Source organism: Mesorhizobium sp. B2-3-14, from assembly GCF_006442175.1.
Taxonomy (GTDB): domain Bacteria; phylum Pseudomonadota; class Alphaproteobacteria; order Rhizobiales; family Rhizobiaceae; genus Mesorhizobium; species Mesorhizobium australicum.
Map to the genome: position 1 here is coordinate 14,531 of NZ_VFVP01000011.1, position 23,400 is coordinate 37,930.

Genomic DNA, 23,400 nt, shown 5'->3' on the forward strand with positions numbered 1-23,400 from the left:
AGTGCGAAACGTTTCCGGGGGAAAGGCGGGCGTAGCGCTCTCGCTTGGGAACTGCGTTAAAACAAAGAGCTGGAGCAGCGTTATGGTAGAGCGCTCTCGGCCGCTCACAAGCGCTTGCAGAGGAAATAACGATCGGCAGGCTCCGACGTCGGCGCCGGAAGGCGTTGCAGCAGCGGGTGATCGAGCGGCGTGCCGCTGACGGCGAAGCCGCCAACGCGAAGCAGGCTCGCAATCAGATCGGGAAGCCAGGTAGCGGTCACTGCATCGCGATCATCATAGCCGGTCCCGATGTCGGCATGAACAAGGGCGGCCTCGATGCCAATGAACTTGCGGCCGGTTTCGCGTATTTCGCCGAGCACGAGGTTTTCAGCTTCGGGAATTGAGCTGGCGTGTGCGCCGACTTCGCGGTCGAACACCACGATCCGGCGCCCGGGCAGGCGCTCGCGCAGATGGTGGAACGTCCGGCCATTGCCGAGGCCGAGCTCGAGCACCAGCCCTTCCATCTTCGCCACCTCGGGGCAGACGTGATCGAGAATGTCACGCTGTGCTGTCATCCTGCTGATGAAATTCTCGAGACGACTCATATGCTTTTTGTATCCTGAACCAGATCAAGAGATCGGCTATGCCCGCGACACGACCTGTTCACGAGTGCATCCCCAAGGCGACGCGCTAAGCTCGATTGAGTGTCGGCACATATAAGGGCGGACGATGAACACTGCAACAAGTACGGCCGCAGGGATTATAACGGGTGGAACAGGCGGCACAGCGTGCCGCCTGAATAGCGATCTCACTTGTAGGGGTCTGCGGCGTCCCGCAGGCCGTCGCCGAGGAAGTTGAACGCCAAGATGACGAGAACGACCGGGAGCATCGGCAAAAGTAGCCATGGATAGAACGCGATCACGCTGACGCTGCGCGCCTCGGTTAGCAGGATGCCCCAGCTGGTTGTCGGTGGCCTCAAGCCCAGCCCAAGGAAGCTCAGCGCCGTCTCGCCCAGGATCATGCCGGGTATGGAGATCGTGGCGGTCGCGATCAGATGCGACATGAAGCCGGGGATGAGGTGCCGCCGGATAATGCGGCTGCTGCTGGCGCCCATCAATTGTGCCGCCAGAACGTAATCCTCCTCGCGCAAGGCCAGAAGCTTTGAACGCACGGCCCGCGCCAGTCCGGTCCAGTGGAGCAGCCCGAGGATGACGGTGATGCCGAAATAGATCAGGATTGGGCTCCAAGTTATCGGCATGATCGCCGCCAGAGCCAGCCATAGCGGAATGCTGGGGATCGATTGCAGAACTTCGATTATCCGTTGAACGATCAGGTCGAAGATACCGCCGTGATACCCAGCCAGTCCGCCTATGACAATGCCAAGCAGGAAGCTGAAACTGATGCCGACCAGGCCGATTGTTAGTGAAATGCGTGCGCCATAGATGATACGCGAGAGCACGTCGCGCCCCAGCCTGTCCGTGCCGGCCAGAAAGAGCTGGCCATTTTCGGCAGGACAGAAGAAATGCCTGTCACCTTCGAGGAGGCCCCAGAACCGGTACCTGTCGCCTTTGCAGAAGAAGCGAATCCGCTGAACGTCATCCTGTTCGTCGATGTAGTTGCGCTTGAGTGTGTCCATATCCAGCGTCATCTGGCGACCATAGACGAAGGGCCCGACAAGCTGGCCGTTGTGGAACAGGTGTACCCGCTGCGGCGGCGAATAAATGTAGTCCATGTTGCGCGTGTGCAGATTGTAGGGCGCTATGAATTCGCAGAGCAGTATCCCGAAATAGAGCGCTGCCAGAAATATGCCGGATACAAGAGCAAGCCGGTGCCGTCGGAATTTCCACCACATCAGCCGCAACTGCGACGCCTGAAAGACCTTCGACTGCTCGGCCGTCATCGCCTCGACCGATTGCAGGTCAAAGGGCGCGATGGAAACATAGTGTTGCAGTGGGGCACCCGGAGCGGGCAGGGGCGATTGCTTGTTCATTTGGTGCTGCCGCCCTGCAAACGAATTCGTGGATCAAGCAGCGCCAGCGCCAGGTCGGAAATCAGGACACCGATCACGGTCAGAAAGGCAAGGAACATCAGGAAAGACCCTGCCAGATACATGTCCTGGCTTTGCAGCGCTCTGATCAGCATCGGCCCCGTCGTTTCCAAAGACAGCACTATCGCGGTGATTTCAGCACCGGAGATGATGGCCGGCAGGATAGAGCCGATGTCGGAAATGAAGAAATTTAGCGCCATGCGCAGCGGATATTTGACGAGCGCCCTGAAGGGATGAAGGCCTTTGGCGCGCGCGGTCACGACATATTGCTTGTGAAGCTCATCGAGCAGATTGGCGCGCAGGCGCCGGATCATGCTTGCCGTGCCGCCGGTGCCGATGATCAAGACCGGGATCCACAGATGGGCGAGGATCGACTTCGCCTTGGCCCAGCTCATTGGCTCACTGAGATATTGCGGGTCCATGAGATGACCGATGGAGGTGCCGAACCAGATATTGGCGAAATACATCAGGATCAGCGCCAGCATGAAATTCGGAATGGCCAGGCCGAGAAGCCCGAACAGAGTAAGGCCGTAGTCGCCCCAACTGTATTGATGTGTGGCGGAGTACATGCCGATCGGAAAGGCGATGAGCCAGGTGAAGATGATCGTGACGAAGGAAACCAGCACGGTCAGCCACATTCGGTCCCCGACGACGTCGCGAACCGGCAGCTCATATTCGAAAGAATAGCCGAAATCGCCGTGCAGCATCCCGCCGACCCAGTAGAAGTAGCGAATGACCGGCGGCTGGTCGAAACCATATTCCTTCCGCATCATTTGGATGCGGTCGGAATCTACCGCTTCGCCCTGGGCCCGAAGCTCGGAAATGTAACTGTCGAAATAGTCGCCTGGGGGAAGCTCGATGATCGTGAACACCAGCGCCGATATGATCAGCAGCGTTGGAACCATCACAGCGATGCGCCAGACAATATATCGAAACACGCTCAGGACTCTCCAAGCCAGAATGTATCGGGCATGTAGACACCGAAATAGGCGGTCGGGTCATAGCCGTAGAGCGCCTTGTCAGGCAGATTGCGCAGCCGTGAGGACGCCAGAACCGGCTGATGCGTTCCGTTCACCGTGCCGATCGAAAACACCTGATCGGTATAGATCGACAGCATTGAATTCCAGATCTCGGCGCGCTCCGCGGCCTCGGTCGATGCGTTCCAGCGCTTGAGCAGAGCCATCAACTCGACCACAGGCGGAAGATCGGGCGCCTCACCGAGCGTGCCACGAGACAGGTAGTGAGCGCCCCACAGCGGCCATTGCAGCTGGTCGTCGATGGTGGGGGCCAACTGGTACGGATTCATGTCGGAGGTCGGCACGCCATTGTCGATGCCCGACCACATCGACATCATGATCTGGCCGCCAAGCGCGCGGCTGCGGAAGATGTCGCGCTGCGAAGTGCGGACGAACAGGGCGATGCCGATCTGACGCCAGTGATCGGTGATGAGTTCGAGCGCGTCGGTTTCCAGCGTGCTTTCGCCGGCCGTTTCCACTATGATCTGCGCCGGGCGTCCATCGGGAAGTACACGCAGGCCATCATCGTCGCGTTTTTGAAGCCCGACCTCGTCGAGCAGCGCGTTGGCTTGGTCGGGATCATGGGCGACCCAGGCCTTCGCGAATTCCGGCCGGTAGAGCGGGCTCTCCGGCAGGACCGTATCGGCACTTTCCCGCGCTAATCCGTAGAATACTGCCAAATTGATCTCGCGCCTGTCCACAGCGAGGGAAAGGGCGCGGCGCACGCGCACGTCACGAAAAAGGCTGCGCCATACCTGGTCGGCACAATTCAGATTGGGCAGCAGCGCCAGCCGGGAACCCTGTGTGCGTTTCCACAGATGCATCTTCACCGGGTAACGCTTCTCCGTATCCTTCAGGAAAGAGTAATCGGCGAAGTCGATGCCCATGCATTGCAGGTCGCTCTCACCCGCACCGGTCTTGGCGGAAATGATCGCCGATGAGCTGACATTCAAGACAAACCGGTCAACATAGGGTAACTGCCTGCCATTCTCGTCTATTCTATGAAAGAACGGATTTCGCTCGAAAATGAACTGCTCAGCCGGCGGCTTGGTCCGGTTCTGCCAGGGATCGAGCGTCGGCAACTCCGGGTTCTCCGGGCGATACTGCCGCGACATGCGGATATGCAGGAGCGTCCATTTCTGGACCCGGTTCTCCGTCATTAGGCCGGCGAGCCGGAACGGATCTTGGTATTTCTTGTGGAACTGCTTGAGATAGGCGGCCGGCAGAACAAGCGATAGCGGCGAGGCAGCAGCGAGCTTGGGCAGGAAGTCGGGATTTGGCGTCTCCCAACTGTAGCGGACCGTCAACGGGTCGACGATCTCGAAGCGTGGCGGCTTGCCATCTGCCACCAGGCCCGGTGCAAGCCCGCCTGGCGACAGCTCATCGTTCAGCCAGACATCTTCCCAGCAATAGCGGAAATCTTCCGACGTCAACAGGCTGCCGTCAGACCATTTATGTCCTTCCCGCAGCTTGAATGTGAAGACACGATCATGCGCGACGTCGAAACTTTCGAGGATGTCGGGTTGCATGTTAAGCTTTTCGTCATAGCCGACCAGGCGAGCATACCCATAGATCGTCATTATCCGGATATCTTTCTGGCTGCCGATGATCGTGCGCAGCGTGCCGCCATACTGGCCGGGTTGCCGGCCCATCGCAGCCAGATTCAATACGCGCGGGCTCTTGGGCAGGCGTTCGGCGAGTGCCGGCAGCGCCCTGGCCGTGAGCTGCGGCTGAAGAAACTCCGGCTCCAGATCGCCTGCGCGTAACTTGCCCGGCACAAATGCCGAAGCCATGAGCCCAAGGGCAGTGCGCCGGCTGATCAAGATCGTAGCTCGCTGACATTGGCCGAACGTCGGGCCAGCACTAGGTGGCCGCCGCCAAGGTCGAGCGGCGACAGCACATCCTCGTCGCCCTCGTCGCGGAATTGCGGTCCCCATGCGCTCTTGTCGGAAGCACCGCTGAGCTTCAGCGTCTTGAAATCCATTGGCCTGTCGAGATCGGGAAACGGTACTGCGGCGACCAGCGAGCGCGTGTAGGGATGGACCGGTTTCCTAAGCAGAATTTCGCGCGGCGCAAGCTCGACGATACGCCCCCCGCACATCACCGCGATGCGGTCTGCCATGTAGTCCACCACCGCTAGGTTGTGGGATATGAATAGGTAAGTCAGGCCCAGTTCCTTCTGCAGGTCCTTCAGGAGGTTCAGAATCTGCGCCTGGACAGAGACATCGAGCGCCGAAACCGGCTCGTCGCAAATCAGCAGTTCAGGCCCCAGCGCCAACGCGCGCGCGATGCCGATACGCTGACGCTGCCCACCGGAGAAACTGTGCGGATAGCGCTTGATGAAGCGCGGATCGAGCCCGATTGCCTGCATAAGGCTCTTCACCGTGGCTAGTCGGGACGCGGCATTACCTCGTTGATGGATTTCCAACGGCTCGCTCAAGATGTTCTCCACCGTCATGCGAGGTGAAAGCGATGAAACCGGATCCTGAAATACCATCTGGATCTTCGCGCGCAGCAGGCGCAGGGCGGCTCTGTCGCCTCCCAACACATCGATCGGTCCATCGCGGCCATTGAAAAGCACAGAGCCGCCGCTAGGCGTGACAGCTCGCATGAGCATCTTGCTGACGGTGGTTTTGCCGGAGCCGCTTTCGCCGACCAGACCCAGGCACTCACCCCGGATGATATCGAAGCTCACGCCGTCCACGGCGCGAACTGAGGTTTGATGATCGCCGCCGAACCATCCCGACTTGCGGATGGTGAAGGTTTTTGTCAGGTCCCTGACCGATAGCAGGATGTCGTGCGGCCCCTTCGATGCCGGCGCCGTCTGTTTGCCAAGCAGGTTCTCGACATTCACCGGCACCTCGCGCAGCGCCTTTAGCCGTTCACCAGGCTTCAGGTCGAAATGCGGAACGGCTGCCATCAGGCCCTTCAGGTAAGGGTGACCTGGCCGGCGGAATATCGCCTCGACAGGTCCCGCTTCCATGATCTCGCCATGGTAAATGACGACCACCTCGTCGGCGACATTGGCGACCACGCCCAGATCGTGGGTGATCAGCAGCATCGCCATATTCAGCTTGCTCTGAAGCTCGCGCAGCAGTTGCAGGATTTGCGCCTGGATGGTGACGTCCAACGCCGTCGTCGGCTCGTCGGCGATCAACAGGGCGGGCCGGCAGATAAGCGCCATGGCGATCATGGCGCGCTGACGCAATCCTCCCGAAAGTTCAAATGGATACATGTCATAGGCGCGCTTGGGATTGGGAAAGCCGACAAGGCTGAGCATTTCCTCGGTCCGCGCCTTGCGCTCTGCCCGAGCCATGGGCGTATGGATCTGCAGCGATTCGCTGACCTGGTTGCCGATCGTGTGCAGCGGCGAAAGCGATGTCATCGGCTCCTGAAAGATCTTGCCGATGCGGCTGCCTCTCAAGGCCCGGATTTCGGGTCCATCGCGCGGCATCTGCAGGATATCCTGTGTCGTGCCGGGCTTTTCAGGATCGGAAAATAGGATACGGCCACGAACATGGGCTGTGTTCGGCAAAATGCCCATCACTGCCTGGCTGAGAACTGATTTTCCGGAACCGGACTCGCCGACAAGCGCGGTAACCTTGCCTGGAAGGACGCGAAGATTTGCCCGCCTGACTGCATGCAAGGGTCCCCCGATAATGGCAAAAGAGATGCCAACATCTTCGACCCGCAGCAGATCAACGCCCGAATTCATTCTCACCAGCCCACTTTGCCGGCCTGCCGGGCGGCAAACCAGAAAGTGAGACTAGCGTATTGCAGGCTTAGAGCAACTTGGATTCGAAAGGGTTGCCAGCGGCGAACCGGGCGACCGACATAACAAGGTGTTCGGATCAGATTGGGCCAGGCTACTGGAGCTTCCTCGGGTCGCCCGGCGACAGCCGTGCGGCATCGCGATGAAGCAGCATGACCTGCTCTGCCTCCGATCTCCGGTCGTAGATCGCCTCCAGCGCACTCTCTTCATCGAGCGCGAGAGCGCCCGACAGATCTGGTGAAAGCACCGTCAGCTTCTGCTTGAGCCCCGCCAGTTCCTCGCTGCCGAGCGTCAGCCAGCTGTTGGCGCCGCAATAGCTGGCGAAGTCCTTGCTGGCGAGAACGCGGTGCGGGTATTTCTTGGTCAGGGTCTGGAGACGCTGGACCTCGTTTACAGCCGAGCCAAACACGGAGAATGTGAGCCGGTCGGTAAGCCCGACATTGCCGAACATCACGTTGCCGACATGCAGGCCGATGCCAAATTTTATGTCGGACAACCCTTTTTCCTTTCTTCGCAGATTGAGCTCCATCATGCGCGCAGTGGCCTTGTGCGCTGCCGCCAGAGCAGCCTGGCAGGCGATCTCGGACTGCGAGCGATGCCTTTCGCAAGGATAGACGGCAATGAAGCCATCACCTATGAAACTCATGATCTGCCCGCCTTTGCGATTGAAAGGTGCGGCAATGGCGTCGAAAAATTGGTTCAGCGTATCGATGTAGATTTCGCGGCCCGACGTTTCGGCAAGCCGTGTCGACCCGCGCATGTCGGCCATGACCAGTGCGGCCCGGATTGTATCGCCCTCGCCGCGCTTGATCTGGCCGTCCAGCACGCGTCTGCCGGCGTCGCCGCCGAGATAAGTGGTCATCATGTTGTCGGCCAGCTTGGTGAGCACCGCCATTTTGGTTGCGATGGCGAGATGGTTTTGGATACGCAGCAGCGCCGAAATCATGCTGTCGCTGAAACCTGAAGCACTGTCGGTCGACCAGGACCCGATCATGCCCTGACTGGTATTGCCGTTGAAGGGATGGACGAAAGCCATGTAGTCGGTCACGCCCATAAGCCTGAGTTCATCGAAGACAGGAAATTCCGACGGGACCGACGGGTCGAGACGACGCCGCAGATGGTCGAGCTTGTTGCTGAGCAGATGGTAGTATGGGCTGGTCAGGAACGTGTCGGAATGAACGCCGTCCTTTTTGCGGAAGCCTTCCACTTCCATGCCTTGGCCGCGAAGCCAGGTGAAGCCGAGCGCGTCATAGAGCGGATGAAGCATCGAAAAGCTCAAATGCACCCGCTTCAACGGCAGGCCGGCAGCAGCCAGCCGCTCGCAAAACCCCTTTACCAGTGTTTCCAGCTCGTTGCCTGCCAGCGCCGACTGAGTAAGCCAGTCGGCAACCTTATCCATGAGAATTGTGGAAATTTCTGCTCGCGCCATGCTCATACCACCTCGAAACCCGTCGACTGCGATCCGCCATAACACAGTCCGCCAGCGACCCAAAGATACCCCAAGTCAACGGTCGCGTGCGGCGGCAAAGGCGAAGGAATTCCCGAGTGACTGTCGTTGCAACCAAGGTACAGGCTTAACTGCATTCATGCCTTGCGGCCTTATGTGGCGAAGCTGCGGCCGGAGTGCAATCACGTTCCTGACATCGGCAAAGTCGCCACCGGGGCGCTTGTCAGGCCTTCACCACCGTCTCTCGGAGCAGCCCGAGACGGCCAAAAACATTGCGTGTGTCGACGATCAGAAGGGCGTGATCAGCGACAGCCTTATAGTCGATCGCGTCATGGTCGGTTGCAACGACGACAGCATCGAAATCCTTCACCACCGCCTCGGTCAACTCGAGCGAGCGGCGCCCCCTGAGGGCCATATGCTCCCGTGTGGTCGGGATCTCGGGAACATGCGGATCGTGGAATTCCGCCTTGCCGCCCCATTCCTCGATAAGTTCGATGAGCCGCAATGAGGGGCTTTCGCGGATGTCGGGCACATTCTTCTTGTAGGCGAGCCCGATGATGAGAATGCGCGAGCGGCTGAGCGCCTTGCCGCAGCGCCGGTCCAGTGCTTTGGCCAGTTCATCGACCACGTGACGCGGCATAGCAGTGTTGATCTCTGCCGCCAGCTCGATGAAGCGGGTCGGCAGTTCGTATTCGCGCGCCTTCCACGTCAGGTAGAAGGGATCGATTGGAACACAGTGCCCGCCCAATCCGGGGCCTGGATAAAAAGGCATGTAGCCGAAGGGCTTGCTCCTGGCCGCCTCGACCACCTCCCAGATGTCGATGCCCATCGCGCCGAGCACGACCTTCAATTCGTTGACGAGGGCTATGTTGACTGACCGGAATATGTTTTCCGTCAGCTTGACTGCCTCTGCGGTTGCCGTGCTGGAAACCGGAACGACGGTTTTGACGACCCCTTGGTAGAAAGCCTGCACGAGCGTCGCCGCTTCAATGCCGTCACCTGCCACGACCTTTGGGATCGTCGCGACTTCAAAGTTGCGGTTGCCGGGATCCTCGCGTTCGGGCGAGAAGCCGAGGAAGAAGTCTATCTTCGACTGCAAGCCGGTTTCTTCCAGTATGGGCTTGATCACATCGTCGGTGGTGCCGGGATAGGTGGTAGATTCCAGCACGACGAGGTGGCCGAGACGCAGATGCTTTGCGATGATGCCAGTCGTGTTCCTGACAAAGGAGAGGTCCGGCTCACGGTTTTTTGTCAGCGGTGTCGGAACGCAGATGATGATGATGTCGCAGGTCGACAGTTCGGCAAAATCCGCTGTGGCGCGGAACCGTCCACTCGCCACGTGGCCGGCGAGGGCTGTCGACGTCACCGCCTCAATGTAGGATTGGCCGTTGTTCAGGCTCTCGACCTTCTGGGCTTCAATGTCGAAGCCGAAAACCGGGAAGCCGGCGCGTGCGACCGCAATCGCGAGCGGCAACCCGACATAGCCCAATCCGATCACGCCGACATGCGCGGTGTGCGCCGAGATACGGTTCAGCAGACGGTCATATGCCGAAGATCGTGAAGCGTCCAAATCTGCTTTCCCGTTAGTTGGGACAGGATGGCCGGTGTCAGGCGCGGCTTACCAGTCCCACAGAACCATGGCCGAGGCATATTGCGGAAAGTGGATTCTCGCAAGCCGTCATCCGACCGGCAACTTTGCCTTCAGGTCTGCAGCAGCCATCGCATAGCCGCCAGCCGCACCGTCTATGAAATGAACATGATCGCGGTGCAGCGGCGAGGCGACGAGGCATGTCATCAAGGCCGATTTCTGGCGGTGCAGGCCATAATTGCAGATGCCGGCCTCTTCCGCCTGTTTCAGCCGATTCTCTATCCGTTGCAACACATCAGCATCAACGTCGATGGTCATCTTCAAGCCGTCGTCGAATTTCCGGAAATCCGAATTGCTGGCCACGTCGCGTTTGTAGATCTTCGGATCGAAACCGCCGACGGTCCAGCCATATCTATCGGCGACGGCCGTAAGCGCCATCAGGAACACTATCCACAGCTTCGACAGCCATCGCCGTCCCACCGGCGCCGTGGCTCGCGCCTCGATATCGAGGCCGGCGGGCAGCAAGCTGTAACTCGGCCCATTCACCGGCACCGGGTGGCCATCGCGTTCCTGTCTGCTGGCAATGGCGATGATGTCGGACGCCAGAAACTGAAAACCGCGCAGATCGCGCGACGACCCCGGAGTGGCTATGATCGAGACGATTTCGCCATGACGGGTTCCGATCGGGTTCCAGCGGCAGGACAGGCCGGTCAGGTCCGGCCGTGCGCCAGCCGGAGCAGGATCGATGCGGTAGCGCCCCGCTTTCATCTCGGCTTCCGCCCAACTGCCGCCACCGCCGGCGAACATGGTATAGAAGATGGCATCGGATGCTTGGAACCTTGCCACGCGAACGTCGAGGCCTTGCGCTCGAATATCCTTTATCGGCACGATTGCGGCACGCAGGGTTAGGTCCAGTTCGTCCGCCACCCATCTCTGGACAGCCGCCAGCGCCTTGCGGGTGGGCTCCATCGCAGAGCCGGGAAAGGCGACGAGCGCCCCATCGCCGCCGAAGACAAAGGGAAGGTCTTGCCGACCCAGCGCGTTGAGGAGGGCCGAAATGACACTGGCGCCGGCCATATTGACCGTTTTATAGCGTCCCGTCTCGATCGCCTTGGTCGAGCCGACAATGTCGGCGGTGGCCAGCGCCCAACCATCGGGGAGGGGCCGATAGTTGTCGATGTCGGCAACGCTTTCGAATTTTGCGAAGACCGGCAAAGAAGCGACAAACGGGTCCGAGGCGGCAGCTGTTTCCATGAGTATCAGATAGCACATTCCACTGCTTGGAGGTGCAGTCGATGGTGCTTGGAATTTGACTTGCGCATGCTTTCCGATGATAGGGTCGCGCAATGCGAATTGCCTTCTACGCGCCGCTGAAGTCACCCAATCATTCCGTTGCCTCCGGCGACCGCCAGATGGCACGCACGCTGGTCAAGGCGCTGGAGCATGGAGGACATAGCGTCGAACTGGCATCCGAATTGCGCTTCTATCTACGCGAACCGGAGCCGGAACGTTTCGATGCGCTCAAGATAGAGGCCAAAGAGGAAGCCGCGCGGCTGACGCGGCTTTGGGATCGTGATGGCAAGCCCGATCTATGGTTCTGCTATCATCCTTATTACAAGGCGCCCGACCTGATCGGGCCCGGGCTGGCGTCGACCTTTGCTGTCCCATATGTGACAGCGGAAGCTTCCTATTCGAGGCGCCGCAATGCCGGTTTGTGGGCTGATACACAAGCGCTGGTCGTCCAAGCGGTCCAACAGGCGGCGCTGAACATCTGCTTCACGCAAAGAGATCGTCGGGGACTGGCAGATGCGATACCCGAGGTCGCTCTTGATATGCTGTCACCCTTCATCGACACATCGGTCTTCCATGAACTGCCGGCACGAGGTTGCCCGACGCGCCTCGTTGCTGTTGCCATGATGCGCCAGGGCGACAAAGTCGAAAGCTATCGCATGCTGGCGCAAGCGCTGGGTCAGATTGGCCATTTGCCCTGGACGATGTCGGTCGTCGGCGACGGGCCTGCCCGTGACGAGGTCAAGGCGCAATTTGCCGGCTTCGCCGCCGAGCGTATCGAATGGCTCGGCGCGATCGATCCAGCCGCCGTGCCGGATGTCCTCTATGGGGGAGGAATTTACGTCTGGCCGGGTTACGGGGAGGCCTATGGCGTTGCCTATCTTGAAGCACAAGCCGCCGGTCTTCCGGTGGTGGCTCAGGACATCGCCGGCGTGCCGGAAGTCGTGCGAGACGGCCAGACCGGGTTTCTCACCCCGCCGCGAGATGTGGCCGCCTTCGCTTCTGCCATTGAAAGGCTTCTGGCCCGTAAAGACGAGAGAACCATCATGGCAGCAGAAGCCAGACGTTTCATCCTTGAAGAACGTTCCCTCGGCATTGCAGCGGCGCGCCTGGTCGAACTTCTTTCGAAGGTCTCGGTTTCATGACATCCTGCGATCGAGTCTGGCAGCCCTTGGTGGAAGAATTGGCGGGCCGGCAACGGGCCGGTCGCAAGGCAGAGTTCTGGCTGCGCGACGATGATGCCGTGGATCCGACGCCGGCGCTTGATCGGCTGCTCGACCTCACGGGTGAGTTCACCGTTCCGGTCACTCTGGCCGTCATTCCGGCCCTCACGGATGAGAAGCTTGCTGCCCGGCTAGACGAGGCGCCGCATGCCACAGTGGCCATGCATGGCTGGGTGCATCGAAATCATGCTCCCGAGGGTCACAAAAAGCAGGAGCTCGGCGCCCATCGGCCAGGGGAGGCCGTTCTTGAAGAACTGGCTGGCGGGCTGTCGCACCTAACGGGCCTGCACGGCGCGCGAACCGTCCCGATGCTCGTGCCCCCCTGGAACAGGATCGACGCCGGCCTGGTCTCCGACCTTGGATCGATAGGATTTGCGGCATTGTCGGTCTTCGGGCCCCCGGACCCGGCTTCACTGGCGGTCATCAACTGCAATGTCGACATCATGGATTGGCATGGCACGCGCGGCTGCCGCGACCACGGTCTATTGATCCAGGCAATCGTCGCGCGCTTGCAGGATGCATTCGACGACGAACCGGTCGGCCTGCTCACTCATCATCTCGTACACGATGAATCGGCCTGGCTTTTCCTTGAACGGCTGTTCACGGTCACTGCACAGATTGACTCCTGCGTATGGCTTCCAATCAGGACATTGATCGGGCGCTGCGCAGGTAAGGGAAGATAGCTCGCTCACCGCTTTTTGGGCAAGGAGACTGGAAATTCGAGGGTATGCCCATCCCGCGCCGCAAATGCGCCGGTAAACCTGTCTTTGGCCAGTTTCTCGATCTCATCCAGTTCCTCGTCGGTGCGTGTCGCATCGTGATGAAACAGCGCAAGCCCTCGCGCACCGGCGGCGCCACAGAGTTTGATCCCCTGTTGCCATGTCGAGTGCCCGTTACCGCGGCGGCGTTCCATTTCCTCATCGGTGTAGGTGCAATCGTAGATGACGAGGTCGGCATCTTGGATCAGGCCGAGCACTGCGGGATCGAGTTTGTCGGGCTCGTGCTCAGTGTCGGTGATCACCGACACCACACGGCCACCCCATTCGACCCGGTAGCCGATGCAGCCGCCTGGGTGAACAAGACTGCCCGTCCGGACCACCACCCCTTCGCGGGGCCGAAGCACGTCTCCGGCCACGAAGTCGCGGCAGTCGAGGCTTGCCTTGCAGGCCTCCAGCTTCACCGGAAACCAAGGCGGCCGGATGAATGCATCGACCATCTGCCGGGTCGTCATGCGCCCGGCAAGGTGCCCGGACCAAAGCGTAACCGTGACGCTCCGGTCGTAGATCGGCGCAAAGAATGGCAGCCCGATAATGTGATCGTAGTGGCAATGCGTGAAAAGTAGGTCGAAATCGGTCACGCCCAACGTCCGAAGCGCCCCGCCGGCAGGCCGCAGGCCAGAGCCCGCGTCGAACAGAAGCGTATGCTTACCACAGCGCATTTCAATGCAGCTTGTGTTGCCGCCATAGCGAGAGAATTCTGGCCCCGATACCGGGATGCTGCCGCGCACTCCCCAAAACCTGACCAGGAAAACGTCGTCGTCCATGGTAGCCCCTTCGCAGTCCCGTCACTCATCGTAGCCAAACAACTGCCGCTAGCACCAGGAAAAGTGTGAACCGTTTTCCGTTTGCCGATGTCCTCCAGTGACCTTCTCAGCCAAAGGCTTGCGCTATAATGACGGGGAGCGTCGACCGCATCTCATTGGCTATTTGGCACTTCGTGCATCGATCAGATCGGCGGTGGTGTGGCTTAGGCGATCGGCAAGAACCCGCAATATCTCGATGGTCATTTCCGGGGACTCCTTCATGAGTCTCAGGAAATGATCCTTGCGAATTCTCAAGGCTTCCAGCTGACTTGCCGCTCTGACGGTGGCTGTGCGCGAGCTGTTGCACAGTATGGCGATCTCGCCAACAATCGAATTTGGCGCCATTTCGGCTACTTTTAACGGCCCTTTGTCGGAATCGACCAGAATATCTGCCTTGCCTGAAAGGATGACATAGGCGGCATCTCCCTCGTCGCCCTGCCGGAAAAGGATCTGGCCCGCGCCGTAGCTGACGCGATCGGAGGTGAACGCAAGCAGTTTGAGCTTTGTCAACTCAATGCCAGAAAACAAGGGAACGCGTTGCAGCATTCCAACTTCATCCTTGAGCAGCATTGTCGCAAACCTCAAAATTCGCGTTTGCCAGATTAGAGCAACGCGCGCCCAGATGGAATTGGTTCCGTATCCGGGACGTCGCTCTACGACACCAGTTCCTTGAAGACGCCGTCGCCTGCCAAAAGTGTCTCGTGTGTTCCGTCTTCCACCAATTCACCCGAGTCGAACACGATGACGCGATCGAACATCATCGCCATGGACGGATTCGTCACCACCCAGACAATTGCCGGCGAATGGTCGTCGCGTCTGGCTTCCTCGAGAACGTTCCGCAACACCTTATCTTGCATGCGCTGATCGAGCGCCGACAGCGGCCGGTTGAGAATGAGAAAATCGGGACGCTTGAGCAGCGCTCGGGCAACGTCGAGCTTCTGTCGCTGTCCACCGGTCAGCCGCCTGCCGCCGGCGCCGACGTTGAAATCCAGGCCGACATTGAGAAGCTCGCCATAAAGCCCCAGCTCGTCAAGAAGGTCATAGAGGATGGAGCGTATGCGGTCCGGCGCGTCGGGGTGATTGTTGCCCACACGCCCGAACAGCACATTATCCATGACAGTAGCGGCGGCAATGTATTTGCCCGGATCGTACCGTTCGATCGCGTCATGCAGCTCGGTCGGCAGGTTTTCATAGAACCGGTTGCGGGCAGTGACGATCTTGCTCATCAGCTCATCGCTCAAAAGGCCGAAGCGGTGCCGGGGCTCGATATAGGCAAAGCTCAAGCTAACGATCATGGCGCGGTCGGTCTCCGAAACCGCCTCGTAGGGACGGTTCTTGAGCCGTTGCAGCAAGGTTTCGTAGGCCGGTATCTCCTCGGCGCTCATGAAGGCGAGCTGCTGGAAAAACTGGTGATCGGCTGGCAGGTCGGCAAACAGCTCGATCGCCTGTTCGGCGATCTCCATGCCCATTTCGTACAGCGTGCGGTCGAGACCGGCTTCATTGAGCACAGAAGCAAAATAGGGGTTGGCAGCCAGCGCCCTATCCGCCAGTTCAGGGCCGGCCGCAGCGCCGAAGAGCAGGTTCTGGCCGATTGTCGCTTCCTTGTTGTAGGCGCCCGGTTCGAAAGGAACCACCAGTCCGCTCAGCCCTTCCTGTTCAAGCCGGGTTCGCAACGCCGCACGCAGTTCGACGATGCGCTTGGCAAGTTCCGTGTGACGCTTGAGGTCGGCCGAAGAGCGCAAGCCAAGGTCCAGAATGTCGCGCGACAGAACAACCGCGTCGAGCACCCGGCGCACGGCTTCAAAGAGGTCGTGCGGGCCGGTGGCGCCGGCGGAAGCATAGTTGATCCAGTCGCTGCGGATATCAAGATCCGGATTGCCCGACCGGCGCGCCTCTTCGATGTTCCAGCGGTGTTGGTCTGCCGCTGCACCGTCGTAAGTCACCGGTGTCAGCGGCGCATGTTTCAACCCGTAGAGCAAGTTATCGCGGAGGCTTGCCTGGAACAGGAAAACATCCGACGAGGCATACGACATGCGCCGTCCGGTCACCGCTTCGGGGAGTTCAAGCAGGTCGTGGGTGCCCGAAACGATCCTTCCGCTGTCGGGCCAGTTCAGCCGCGCAAAGGCCTCTGCAAGCGCTTCGGCTCCCCCTGTTGCAGTGCTGACCAGCGCCACCGTCTCACCCGGCTTGACCTGGAGGGAGACACGGTTGAGAAGGATCGCACCGCCATCGTCTGCTATGGACAGACCGATTGCCGACAGGGGGGCGGTCATCGGATCGGGATCGTCGATCGCCAACGCCCCGATTGTAGGCGAAATGAGACCCTCCACAGTGAACTGTTCAACCACCTGCTGATATTTGACCTGGACATCCTGCCGATCCTGGTCCCAGTCGATCAGTTCCTTCATCGGTCCGGGCAGGTCCTTGTAGGCGCCGATCACGGCCACGAGCTGGCCGACGTCCAGCCGACCCTCAATGGCTAGGTAACCGCCGATCATGTAGAACAGAAAGGGCGTGAGCTGCGCGAGAAAATTGTTGAGGAACTTTACCATGAATTTCCATTGGTAAAGATCGAAGCGGATCTTGAATATGAGCCCGAGCCGGGCAGCTATGTCGGCGCGCTCGTAGTTTGATGTATCGTGGACGTGAACCGCGCCGATACCGTCGACGATTTCGCCAACCCGGCCCGAAAGTGCGCGCGCCGTCAATTGCCGTTGGCGCCCGAGCACGAGCAGCCGCCGGCGCATTCGCGGGATGAGCACGATCTGGATCGTCACGATCACGACCGCTATCAGTCCGAGCCAGACGTTCTGGACCATGATGAAGAGCATGGCGGTCAGCGCCTGACCGCCGAGCAGTACCGGCTGCAGAAAGGCATCGCCGATAAAGCCGCCCAGCGGCTCCACCTCGTCCTTCACCATGGTCGCCACTTCGGCCGATTTCACCCGCTTGAAATATATCGGCGGAAACCGCAGCACACGATCGACCAGATCGAAACGGATACGCCGCAGCATGCGTTCGCCCAGACGGCCCTTGTAGGTGTTGATGTAGAGTTTAAATAGGCCGTTGATGACGACCAGCAGGAGGAACACAAGGCTCAGGGCAAACAGCGTCGCCTTGCGGCCGAGCTGAAAACCGGAGAAGAACAGGACCTCGCCAATGAACGGCAGGCTATAATGCAGCCTCATGAATGGCTGGGTCGCGCCCACTTGGTCGAAGCCTTTACCTTGGATCGGGCCGTTGACGATCAGCTTCGGCAGGTCGAAGGACATGAAATAAGGGACCATCGAAAGCACGACGATCATCAATATCCAAAGCTGCTGCTTTTTCGTGTGGGTCCAGATATAGCGGGCTAGGCTGGGTTCCATATGCGACCGTGGACCCTTTAGTTGGAAGGATGCGGGACGAAGAAGCGGCTACCGGCGCATGGCGTATCGGCAATTTCTGCGTCGCCAATGACAAGCTCGAAGATGCAGTGCACGAACGACGCCGATGGTCCCGACAGATGCAGCCGGCTCTCTCCGGCACCGGGCAATGGCGAAGCGGCTAACAGCATAATCAAATCCGCGGATCAAAACGGCCTTGCGGGGGGCAAGATTGCGTTGTGTCGCCCGAAATCCCACCATACAAGACGAATATGATGGATGTCACGCAACCACGCAATGCCGGCATGGACTGGCGCGAGCAAGCCTTGGACCTCACGCGCGGAATTGGGGCCTATGTCGACCGACCTCTCGTGGCAGGGCTGGCGCGCGTCATCGCCCAGCATCCGAACGCCGATATGGGCAACGCGTTCAACCACAAACAGGTCGCCTGCAAGATGTGGGCGCTCGATCGGCTGTTCGACAGCTGCGGCGGGCGCTTCGGGCGCATATGGGTTCTGGGTGGTTGGTATGGCGTGTTGTCGGCGATGCTTTTCAACGATGTCCGCTTCGACATTGCGGCGGTCGACAGCATTGACATCGATCCCGAAGTCGCGCCCGTCGCCCTGACGCTAAACCGGGACGCCGGCGACCGGTTCCGGGCCATGACGGCAGATATGTACGCACTCGACTATGCGGCCGGGCGTCCCGACCTGACCGTCAATACGAGCTGCGAACACATAGCCGATCTGCGCGCCTGGCTTGCGCTGCTTCCGCAGGGCACGAATGTTCTGCTGCAATCGAATGATTATTTCAGCGAGCCGACGCACGTCAACTGCGTGGCTTCGCTGGCAGCCTTCGAAGCAATGGCGGCACTGCGGGAGGTGCGCTTCTCCGGCGAGCTGCCGACCAAAAATTATACGCGCTTCATGCTGATCGGAACTGTCTAGCTTTTCGCCCAAAATTGCGTAGCGGTTTGGGGCATTAATACACGTCCTTGAAGCGCCTTGCACGAAGCTCACCAGAAGCGACACGCGTTAGAGCAAATTCCAGGAACATGTGAACGGCTCTCCGTTCGGACTTGCGGCAGAACAAGGAGGTAGAGCGGTTCAAAGGTTTACGCGAAACGAGGAACCGCGTTAGGATCCATCGTCTGTTGATCATGAGCTTTTCTTGAAGCCGGGGCCCTGTTTTAGGGACCATGTTCGATGCCGGTCGCGCAGGATTTGCGCCGAGTGACGGGCGCCGTCCAGATTGAGGCGATGCGCGGATGGTCTAGGTGCCACAAGCGCAGCTTCGATCGCTTTCGCCAAACCTTCAGGCGTTAGGTCCCTTTCCATAACAACCGTCGCAAGACCGAGTTCTTCAAGCAGCAGGGCGCGAACCGTTTGTTCTGTTTCACCGCCGGCTGCAAATGGGACGAGCAGGGAGCGACAACCCGCGCGCAGGACATCGCAGACCGTGTTGTAACCCGCCTGCGAGACGGACAGGCGGGCAGCTGTCAGCAGGCTCGCGAAATCCTCGCGGAACCGGAAGATGGACAGGCCCGGCGTGACGTCGTGTGCGATCGCGTCAAACTGGTCTTTCGGCAGGTTTGGGCCGGTGATCAAACACCATTTCCAACCGTTCTTGGCATTCCGCGCCGCTGCGATGGTGGAGCTTACAAGGCTGCTTCCGGCAGCTCCGCCGCCAACTGACACCAGAACGTCGAAGCGCTCGGAGGCCGGGGGCGAGGGCGGCGCGGCAACGAGCCCCGTGTAGGTGACCTCGGCCTTGATCGCCCCGGCCAGTGGAAATGTCTTGTCGACGGTTGCAAAAGCCGGGTCGCCGTGGACCATAACAAGGTCGAAGTGCGTATTGACGAGATCAACCGTTTCCTCATTTCGGCCCGGCTTCACGCGCTCCTGAAGGATGTCACGGATGGACGTCGCCAGCAGCGGTTTGGGCGACGTCGCGTTGATCGCCTCGATCAGCGGCAAGAGTTCGAATCGCATCTGCCGGCGTCCAAATGGAAACGCCTCGACAATCACGACATCAGGCCTGCAATCCCGGAATGCTTGGAGCAGCATCTCTGAACGGCGTTTCTTGAAATCATCGTCGACGGGTATGCCCTGCAGATCGACAAGTCCGGAAAATGTTTCATCACCGGAGGTGACAGGTGGCAGGGTTACAGATTTTACCCCCGGTCCCGGAAACCCTGCGACCGGCGCTCCGCCGGTCACGATCGTTACGTCAAACCCGTCATCGACCAGAGCCGCCGCGACGCGGCTGGTGCGAGCGAGATGTCCGATACCGAGCAGGTGCTGGACATAGAGGAAGGCACGGAGCTGCTTCAATCGATGGCCCGCCACTCGCGCTCGAACAATTCCTTGAGTTGTCCAATGCTCGCCGTATGATCGAAATTGCCGCGCACGTGCCGCTCTGCGGCGTCGCCCAGGCGGGCGCGCAGGACGGGATCCCGGATCAGGCGCTCCAGCGCCTGTGCCAGGGCGATTGGGCTGTTTGTCGGTACCAGCAGCCCGGTTTCATCGGGCGATATAAGCTCCGGCACACCAGAAACATCGGTGGACACGCATGCGAGCCGCTGGCTAGCTGCCTCGACAAGAACATTTGGCAAGCCGTCCCGGTCCCCATTCGCGGTGATCCTGCAGGCCAGGGCGAAGATGTCGGCGCAGCGGTAGTGCTCAAGCACCTGCTCCTGCGCAAGCGCCCCTTTCCAGGCGACGCGATCATCCAGGCCGAGTTTTTGCGCCAGCGCCTTGAGCCGTTCCAGTTCTTCGCCGTCGCCGATATGCTCGAAACGCCAGGCCAAATCGCCAGGCAAGAGGGCAAGGGCCTCCAGCAAGGTATCGTAACCTTTCTTTTCGACGGCCCGTCCGACACTCAGAACGACAACCGCTCCGCCGCGCTCCGAGCCGTCATACTGTTGTCGCGCGTCGCCAAAACTTCCGAAGCGATCAAGGTCGAGCCCATGATAGCTCAGATGCACAGACGAGTTGCCTTTGGCGAGTTTTTTCAGACGATCGAAGCCGGTTTTCGTGCAGGTGACTGTCCAGCGGGCCGAGGAAAGTTTGCCAGCCAAATCCCAGTCCGCCGAAGTCCAGATGTCCTTGGCATGGGCTGAGCAGCTCCAGGGCAGGCTACGAAGCTGGCTGGCGTAGCGCGTCACCGATGCCGGCGTGTGCACGAAATGCGCATGCAACCATCCCGCTTCTTCCGGCCATTCGGCCGCCAGCACGAGCGCTTGCCCGAAGCGGCGTGCGCGATTGCGCGTAAAGTCGCGGGAGATATCGGCTACCAGCGAACCGAGCGCGCGCCAGAAGCTCGGCCGCGGCAAATAGGCACAAAGCGAGCGAAGCACGCGTAGCGGCTCATCATGCAGATATTCCGGCAGGTAGTGGACCGGCGCTTTGATCTCGTCATGGACGGGGTGCCGTTTTGCGTCGGTGGGCCGCCTGAGTGCGACGAGTATCAAATCGAACCCCGCGCGTTCCAGACCGAGCAGTTCCTGTGCGATAAAAGTTTCCGACAGCCGCGGATAGCCCTTCAGGACCACGACGATCTTGCGACGTTGCAAGTCAGTTGGTTCCTTCAACGACCGAAAGGTGATGGCCGGCCCGCCGGTCGAGCAATTCCGCGACAATCTCGGAAATGTGAGGCAGCCCTTCTAGCGTCAGATGCGGATTACTCTGTGAGGGGCGGGGCCGATCCGGCAGCGCCACGAGTGCATCGGCGAATCGCTGGGAGTCCTTGGCTTCGTGCGGCAAAAGCAGCTCGATGAGGCCGAGTTCGGCTGCGCGCCGAGCGCGAATTAGTTGTTCCTGACGTGGCTCGATGCGCGGCACGATCAACGCCGGCTTGTCGAAAGACAATATCTCGCAATAGGTGTTGTAACCACCCATGGCCACCACCGCCTTAGCGCCGGCAATCAGGTCTTCCATGCGGTTGTCGAACTCGATCATCTTGATGTAGGGGATCTTGGCCCCCTTTTTGAGCAGCTTGTTGCGCTTGCGGGCCGGCATGTAAGGCCCAAGCACGATCAGCGCCCTGTGCTGCAGTTGCGGATCCTGCTGATAGACATCGATGACGTCGTGAATCAATTCGGCACCGTCGCCGCCGCCGCCGGTGGTGACCAGGATATAATCGCCCTCGGGCCGGTGGCCGGGCAACTCGTTCCGCTGCAAGCTTCGTTGCAGGAAACCGACGAAACTCATCTTTGCCCTGACAGCCGGCGGCACATCCAGGCCGGTCAGCGGATCGTAGAAATCCGGCGGCCCGTAGACCCAGACCTTGTCGTAGAACAGGCCAATCTTGCGCATCACATCCCTGCGCGCCCACTCTGCCTCGAGCAGGTGCGGCGCATCCATCACCTCGCGCAGGCCAAGCACCAGCGTGGTGCCACGCGTCTTGAGGTAGGACAGAGTATCCTCAATCTCACCGCGCAGGCCGAGCGGTTCCTTGTCGACAATGAAGATATCCGGCCGGAAGGTCTCAGCGGTGTGGCGGATGATCGACTGGCGCATCCTCAGCGTCTCATGCAGATCAATATCCTTTTCCAGCGAGGTGTATTCGCCGTTGCGCAACTTGATGACGCTGGGGATCTTCACGAAGTCGACACGGGCTCTGTAGTCGAAGGCGCCAGCGATAGTCGCACCCGAAATGATAAGCACCTGAAGTCCGCGGAAATCCTCCACCAGCGAATGCGCGATGGTCCGGCAGCGCTGCAAGTGGCCAAGCCCGAACGTGTCGTGGCTGTACATGAGAATTCGAGCGTTTTCTGTGTGCTGGGTCATTGTTGAAAGTCTCTTAGAATTCTCGACTTGAGGGACCGTGAGCGACGCGCCGCTTCGAAACCATCGTGGCTGTGAAAAATGAGGTCGCCATTCTCAAATGTATCGCTTCTGTGGAACGCCTGTCAGACAGGCCTCCCGATTGTCTGACTTCGAAACTTGCCGGGTAGGGAATGTCGCCTTGCGGGAGCGGGCCGAGACTCCCTGTTGAAGTTTGAGGAGGGATCGAAGGGGGCGTGGTATCCAAAAGATCGGCAGAAATCATCCCTCTTGATTCCAATAAGTTTCGGTGTCTCCAAACTCGATTGGATCGGAACGGTGAAGGCGAATTCCGCAATCCTGCCCGTATAGCCGATTGATTGGTCGCCAGGCGTCGCACGGCCCAAATCTGTTGTGGAACTCACTTCGCGCGCCATTGCCCTTGGTCTGGGGGGACCAAAGGTGCTGCCCATCAACCTCTTGAGGGGCGGTCTGATTGTGATTCACCGACCAGAACTGAGTCATCTGCCGCCCAAGCTAGCCGGAATTTCAGTAAGAATCGAGTGGATGCCATCGCTGGCAACACACCGCCCGCAGGTGGGGTGTGCAAGACCTGTGCTTGTCGATCGCCAAGGCCTCCATTTATCTCGCAATGTTCCACCAAGACCAACCCAATTGACCATGCCGCCGAGATGGCTCGCGACCATTTGGTGGCCGTTCATTGGCCACAATGTCCGTTTTTCCCAGATGCGCCAATGCCATCGGAGCGCCTCACCAAGCTTGACCCCAAATCCCCGGCGTCTACAAGTGCAACGAATGGCCTGCCATTCCCTATCAGGGTCGGAACGGTGTTTGAGCGAGATCGGCCCGCACAAATGGATGCTGGGTTGGCACCTCAATGCCTCGTCCAAGAAAGCCGTGTCCGCGCCCCAGCTACTCGGCGTCATCTATACACGGCATTCGCGACCCGATGTCGGACAAGGTTAAGCCGTGGCCCGCTTGACGGCGAAGGCAAGATCGTAGAACGAAACCCACATCGGGGCGCGGGGACCGCGATTACCTTTCGCCACAGCGCAACGGCCAGCCCGCTTGAAGCGCAAGATGAAGCCGAAGGGCGCTGTTGTCGGTCTGGTCGAGCGTGGTAGCAAAGCCCGCGTGTTCGCGTCCAGCACGCCACCAAGGCCGTTGTGCGCGGTATCCTGCTGCGCAATGCCAACCGCAATCGACGCTCTACACCGACCAATCGCTGCACAGCATGACCGGCAAGAGGGGTTGCTAACCCTGTTTTGTTTGGGGTTCCAATACAAACGGCGGTGATTTTCCCC

Annotated in this window: 17 protein-coding genes; 3 read left to right on the top strand and 14 right to left on the bottom strand. The window is 59.7% G+C overall.

From position 1 onward, the window contains the following. Positions 1-104 precede the first annotated feature (104 nt). The 8 genes from FJ950_RS23765 to FJ950_RS23800 form a co-directional block, all read right to left on the bottom strand. Positions 105-584 (bottom strand): class I SAM-dependent methyltransferase, encoded by a 480-nt coding sequence (locus FJ950_RS23765; protein ID WP_140619036.1) that lies wholly within the window; start codon positions 582-584, stop codon positions 105-107. 203 nt (positions 585-787) lie between these two features. Further along, positions 788-1,969, bottom strand: a complete 1,182-nt coding sequence (locus FJ950_RS23770; RefSeq protein ID WP_140619038.1) for an ABC transporter permease — start codon at positions 1,967-1,969, stop codon at positions 788-790. Next, on the bottom strand, positions 1,966-2,964 hold the full coding sequence (locus FJ950_RS23775; protein ID WP_140619040.1) for an ABC transporter permease: 999 nt from the start codon (positions 2,962-2,964) through the stop codon (positions 1,966-1,968). Before FJ950_RS23775 ends, FJ950_RS23770 begins: the two co-directional genes overlap by 4 nt. 2 nt (positions 2,965-2,966) lie before the next feature. Then, positions 2,967-4,865: an ABC transporter substrate-binding protein gene (locus FJ950_RS23780; RefSeq protein WP_140619278.1), complete on the bottom strand. Its 1,899-nt coding sequence runs from the start codon at positions 4,863-4,865 to the stop codon at positions 2,967-2,969. Further along, a complete protein-coding gene (locus FJ950_RS23785) occupies positions 4,862-6,757 on the bottom strand; it encodes an ABC transporter ATP-binding protein (protein ID WP_140619042.1) in 1,896 nt (631 codons plus the stop codon). Before FJ950_RS23785 ends, FJ950_RS23780 begins: the two co-directional genes overlap by 4 nt. Before the next feature lie 151 nt (positions 6,758-6,908). After that, positions 6,909-8,249, bottom strand: a complete 1,341-nt coding sequence (locus FJ950_RS23790) for an adenylate/guanylate cyclase domain-containing protein (RefSeq protein ID WP_140619044.1) — start codon at positions 8,247-8,249, stop codon at positions 6,909-6,911. Positions 8,250-8,484: 235 nt separating this feature from the next. Continuing rightward, positions 8,485-9,831, bottom strand: coding sequence for a nucleotide sugar dehydrogenase (locus FJ950_RS23795; RefSeq protein WP_140619047.1), 1,347 nt, complete (start codon positions 9,829-9,831; stop codon positions 8,485-8,487). A gap of 108 nt (positions 9,832-9,939) precedes the next feature. After that, entirely contained in the window at positions 9,940-11,121 is a 1,182-nt protein-coding gene (locus FJ950_RS23800; protein WP_181171417.1) for a DUF3095 domain-containing protein, read from the bottom strand. A gap of 74 nt (positions 11,122-11,195) precedes the next feature. On the opposite strand from FJ950_RS23800, the gene FJ950_RS23805 reads away from it, so the two are divergent. Next, a complete protein-coding gene (locus tag FJ950_RS23805) occupies positions 11,196-12,284 on the top strand; it encodes a glycosyltransferase family 4 protein (RefSeq protein ID WP_140619049.1) in 1,089 nt (362 codons plus the stop codon). Then, positions 12,281-13,045 (top strand): polysaccharide deacetylase family protein, encoded by a 765-nt coding sequence (locus FJ950_RS23810; RefSeq protein WP_140619051.1) that lies wholly within the window; start codon positions 12,281-12,283, stop codon positions 13,043-13,045. Before FJ950_RS23805 ends, FJ950_RS23810 begins: the two co-directional genes overlap by 4 nt. A 5-nt stretch (positions 13,046-13,050) precedes the next feature. On the opposite strand, the gene FJ950_RS23815 is transcribed toward FJ950_RS23810, so the two are convergent. The 3 genes from FJ950_RS23815 to FJ950_RS23825 form a co-directional block, all read right to left on the bottom strand. After that, positions 13,051-13,905 (bottom strand): MBL fold metallo-hydrolase, encoded by an 855-nt coding sequence (locus tag FJ950_RS23815; RefSeq protein WP_140619053.1) that lies wholly within the window; start codon positions 13,903-13,905, stop codon positions 13,051-13,053. Between the two features lie 159 nt (positions 13,906-14,064). Continuing rightward, entirely contained in the window at positions 14,065-14,514 is a 450-nt protein-coding gene (locus FJ950_RS23820; RefSeq protein WP_140619055.1) for a cyclic nucleotide-binding domain-containing protein, read from the bottom strand. An 83-nt stretch (positions 14,515-14,597) separates the two neighbouring features. Then, positions 14,598-17,312 carry an ABC transporter ATP-binding protein gene (locus FJ950_RS23825; protein ID WP_140619057.1) on the bottom strand — a complete coding sequence of 905 codons (2,715 nt, stop codon included), beginning with the start codon at positions 17,310-17,312 and terminating at the stop codon, positions 14,598-14,600. Positions 17,313-17,584: 272 nt separating this feature from the next. Here FJ950_RS23825 and FJ950_RS23830 point away from each other — a divergent pair, with 272 nt between their 5' ends. Continuing rightward, the gene (locus tag FJ950_RS23830; RefSeq protein ID WP_140619282.1) at positions 17,585-18,256 is read left to right on the top strand and encodes a class I SAM-dependent methyltransferase; all 672 of its coding nucleotides are present in this window, start codon (positions 17,585-17,587) and stop codon (positions 18,254-18,256) included. Positions 18,257-18,466: 210 nt separating this feature from the next. On the opposite strand, the gene FJ950_RS23835 is transcribed toward FJ950_RS23830, so the two are convergent. Genes FJ950_RS23835 through FJ950_RS23845 form a run of 3 tightly spaced genes read right to left on the bottom strand, consistent with a single transcriptional unit; the run spans position 18,467 to position 22,099 of the window. Then, positions 18,467-19,642 carry a glycosyltransferase family protein gene (locus tag FJ950_RS23835; RefSeq protein ID WP_140619060.1) on the bottom strand — a complete coding sequence of 392 codons (1,176 nt, stop codon included), beginning with the start codon at positions 19,640-19,642 and terminating at the stop codon, positions 18,467-18,469. After that, positions 19,639-20,883 carry a glycosyltransferase family 4 protein gene (locus FJ950_RS23840; protein ID WP_140619062.1) on the bottom strand — a complete coding sequence of 415 codons (1,245 nt, stop codon included), beginning with the start codon at positions 20,881-20,883 and terminating at the stop codon, positions 19,639-19,641. The genes FJ950_RS23835 and FJ950_RS23840 overlap by 4 nt, the downstream gene beginning before the upstream one ends. A 1-nt stretch (position 20,884) precedes the next feature. Next, positions 20,885-22,099: a glycosyltransferase family protein gene (locus FJ950_RS23845; RefSeq protein ID WP_140619064.1), complete on the bottom strand. Its 1,215-nt coding sequence runs from the start codon at positions 22,097-22,099 to the stop codon at positions 20,885-20,887. Positions 22,100-23,400 lie beyond the last annotated feature (1,301 nt).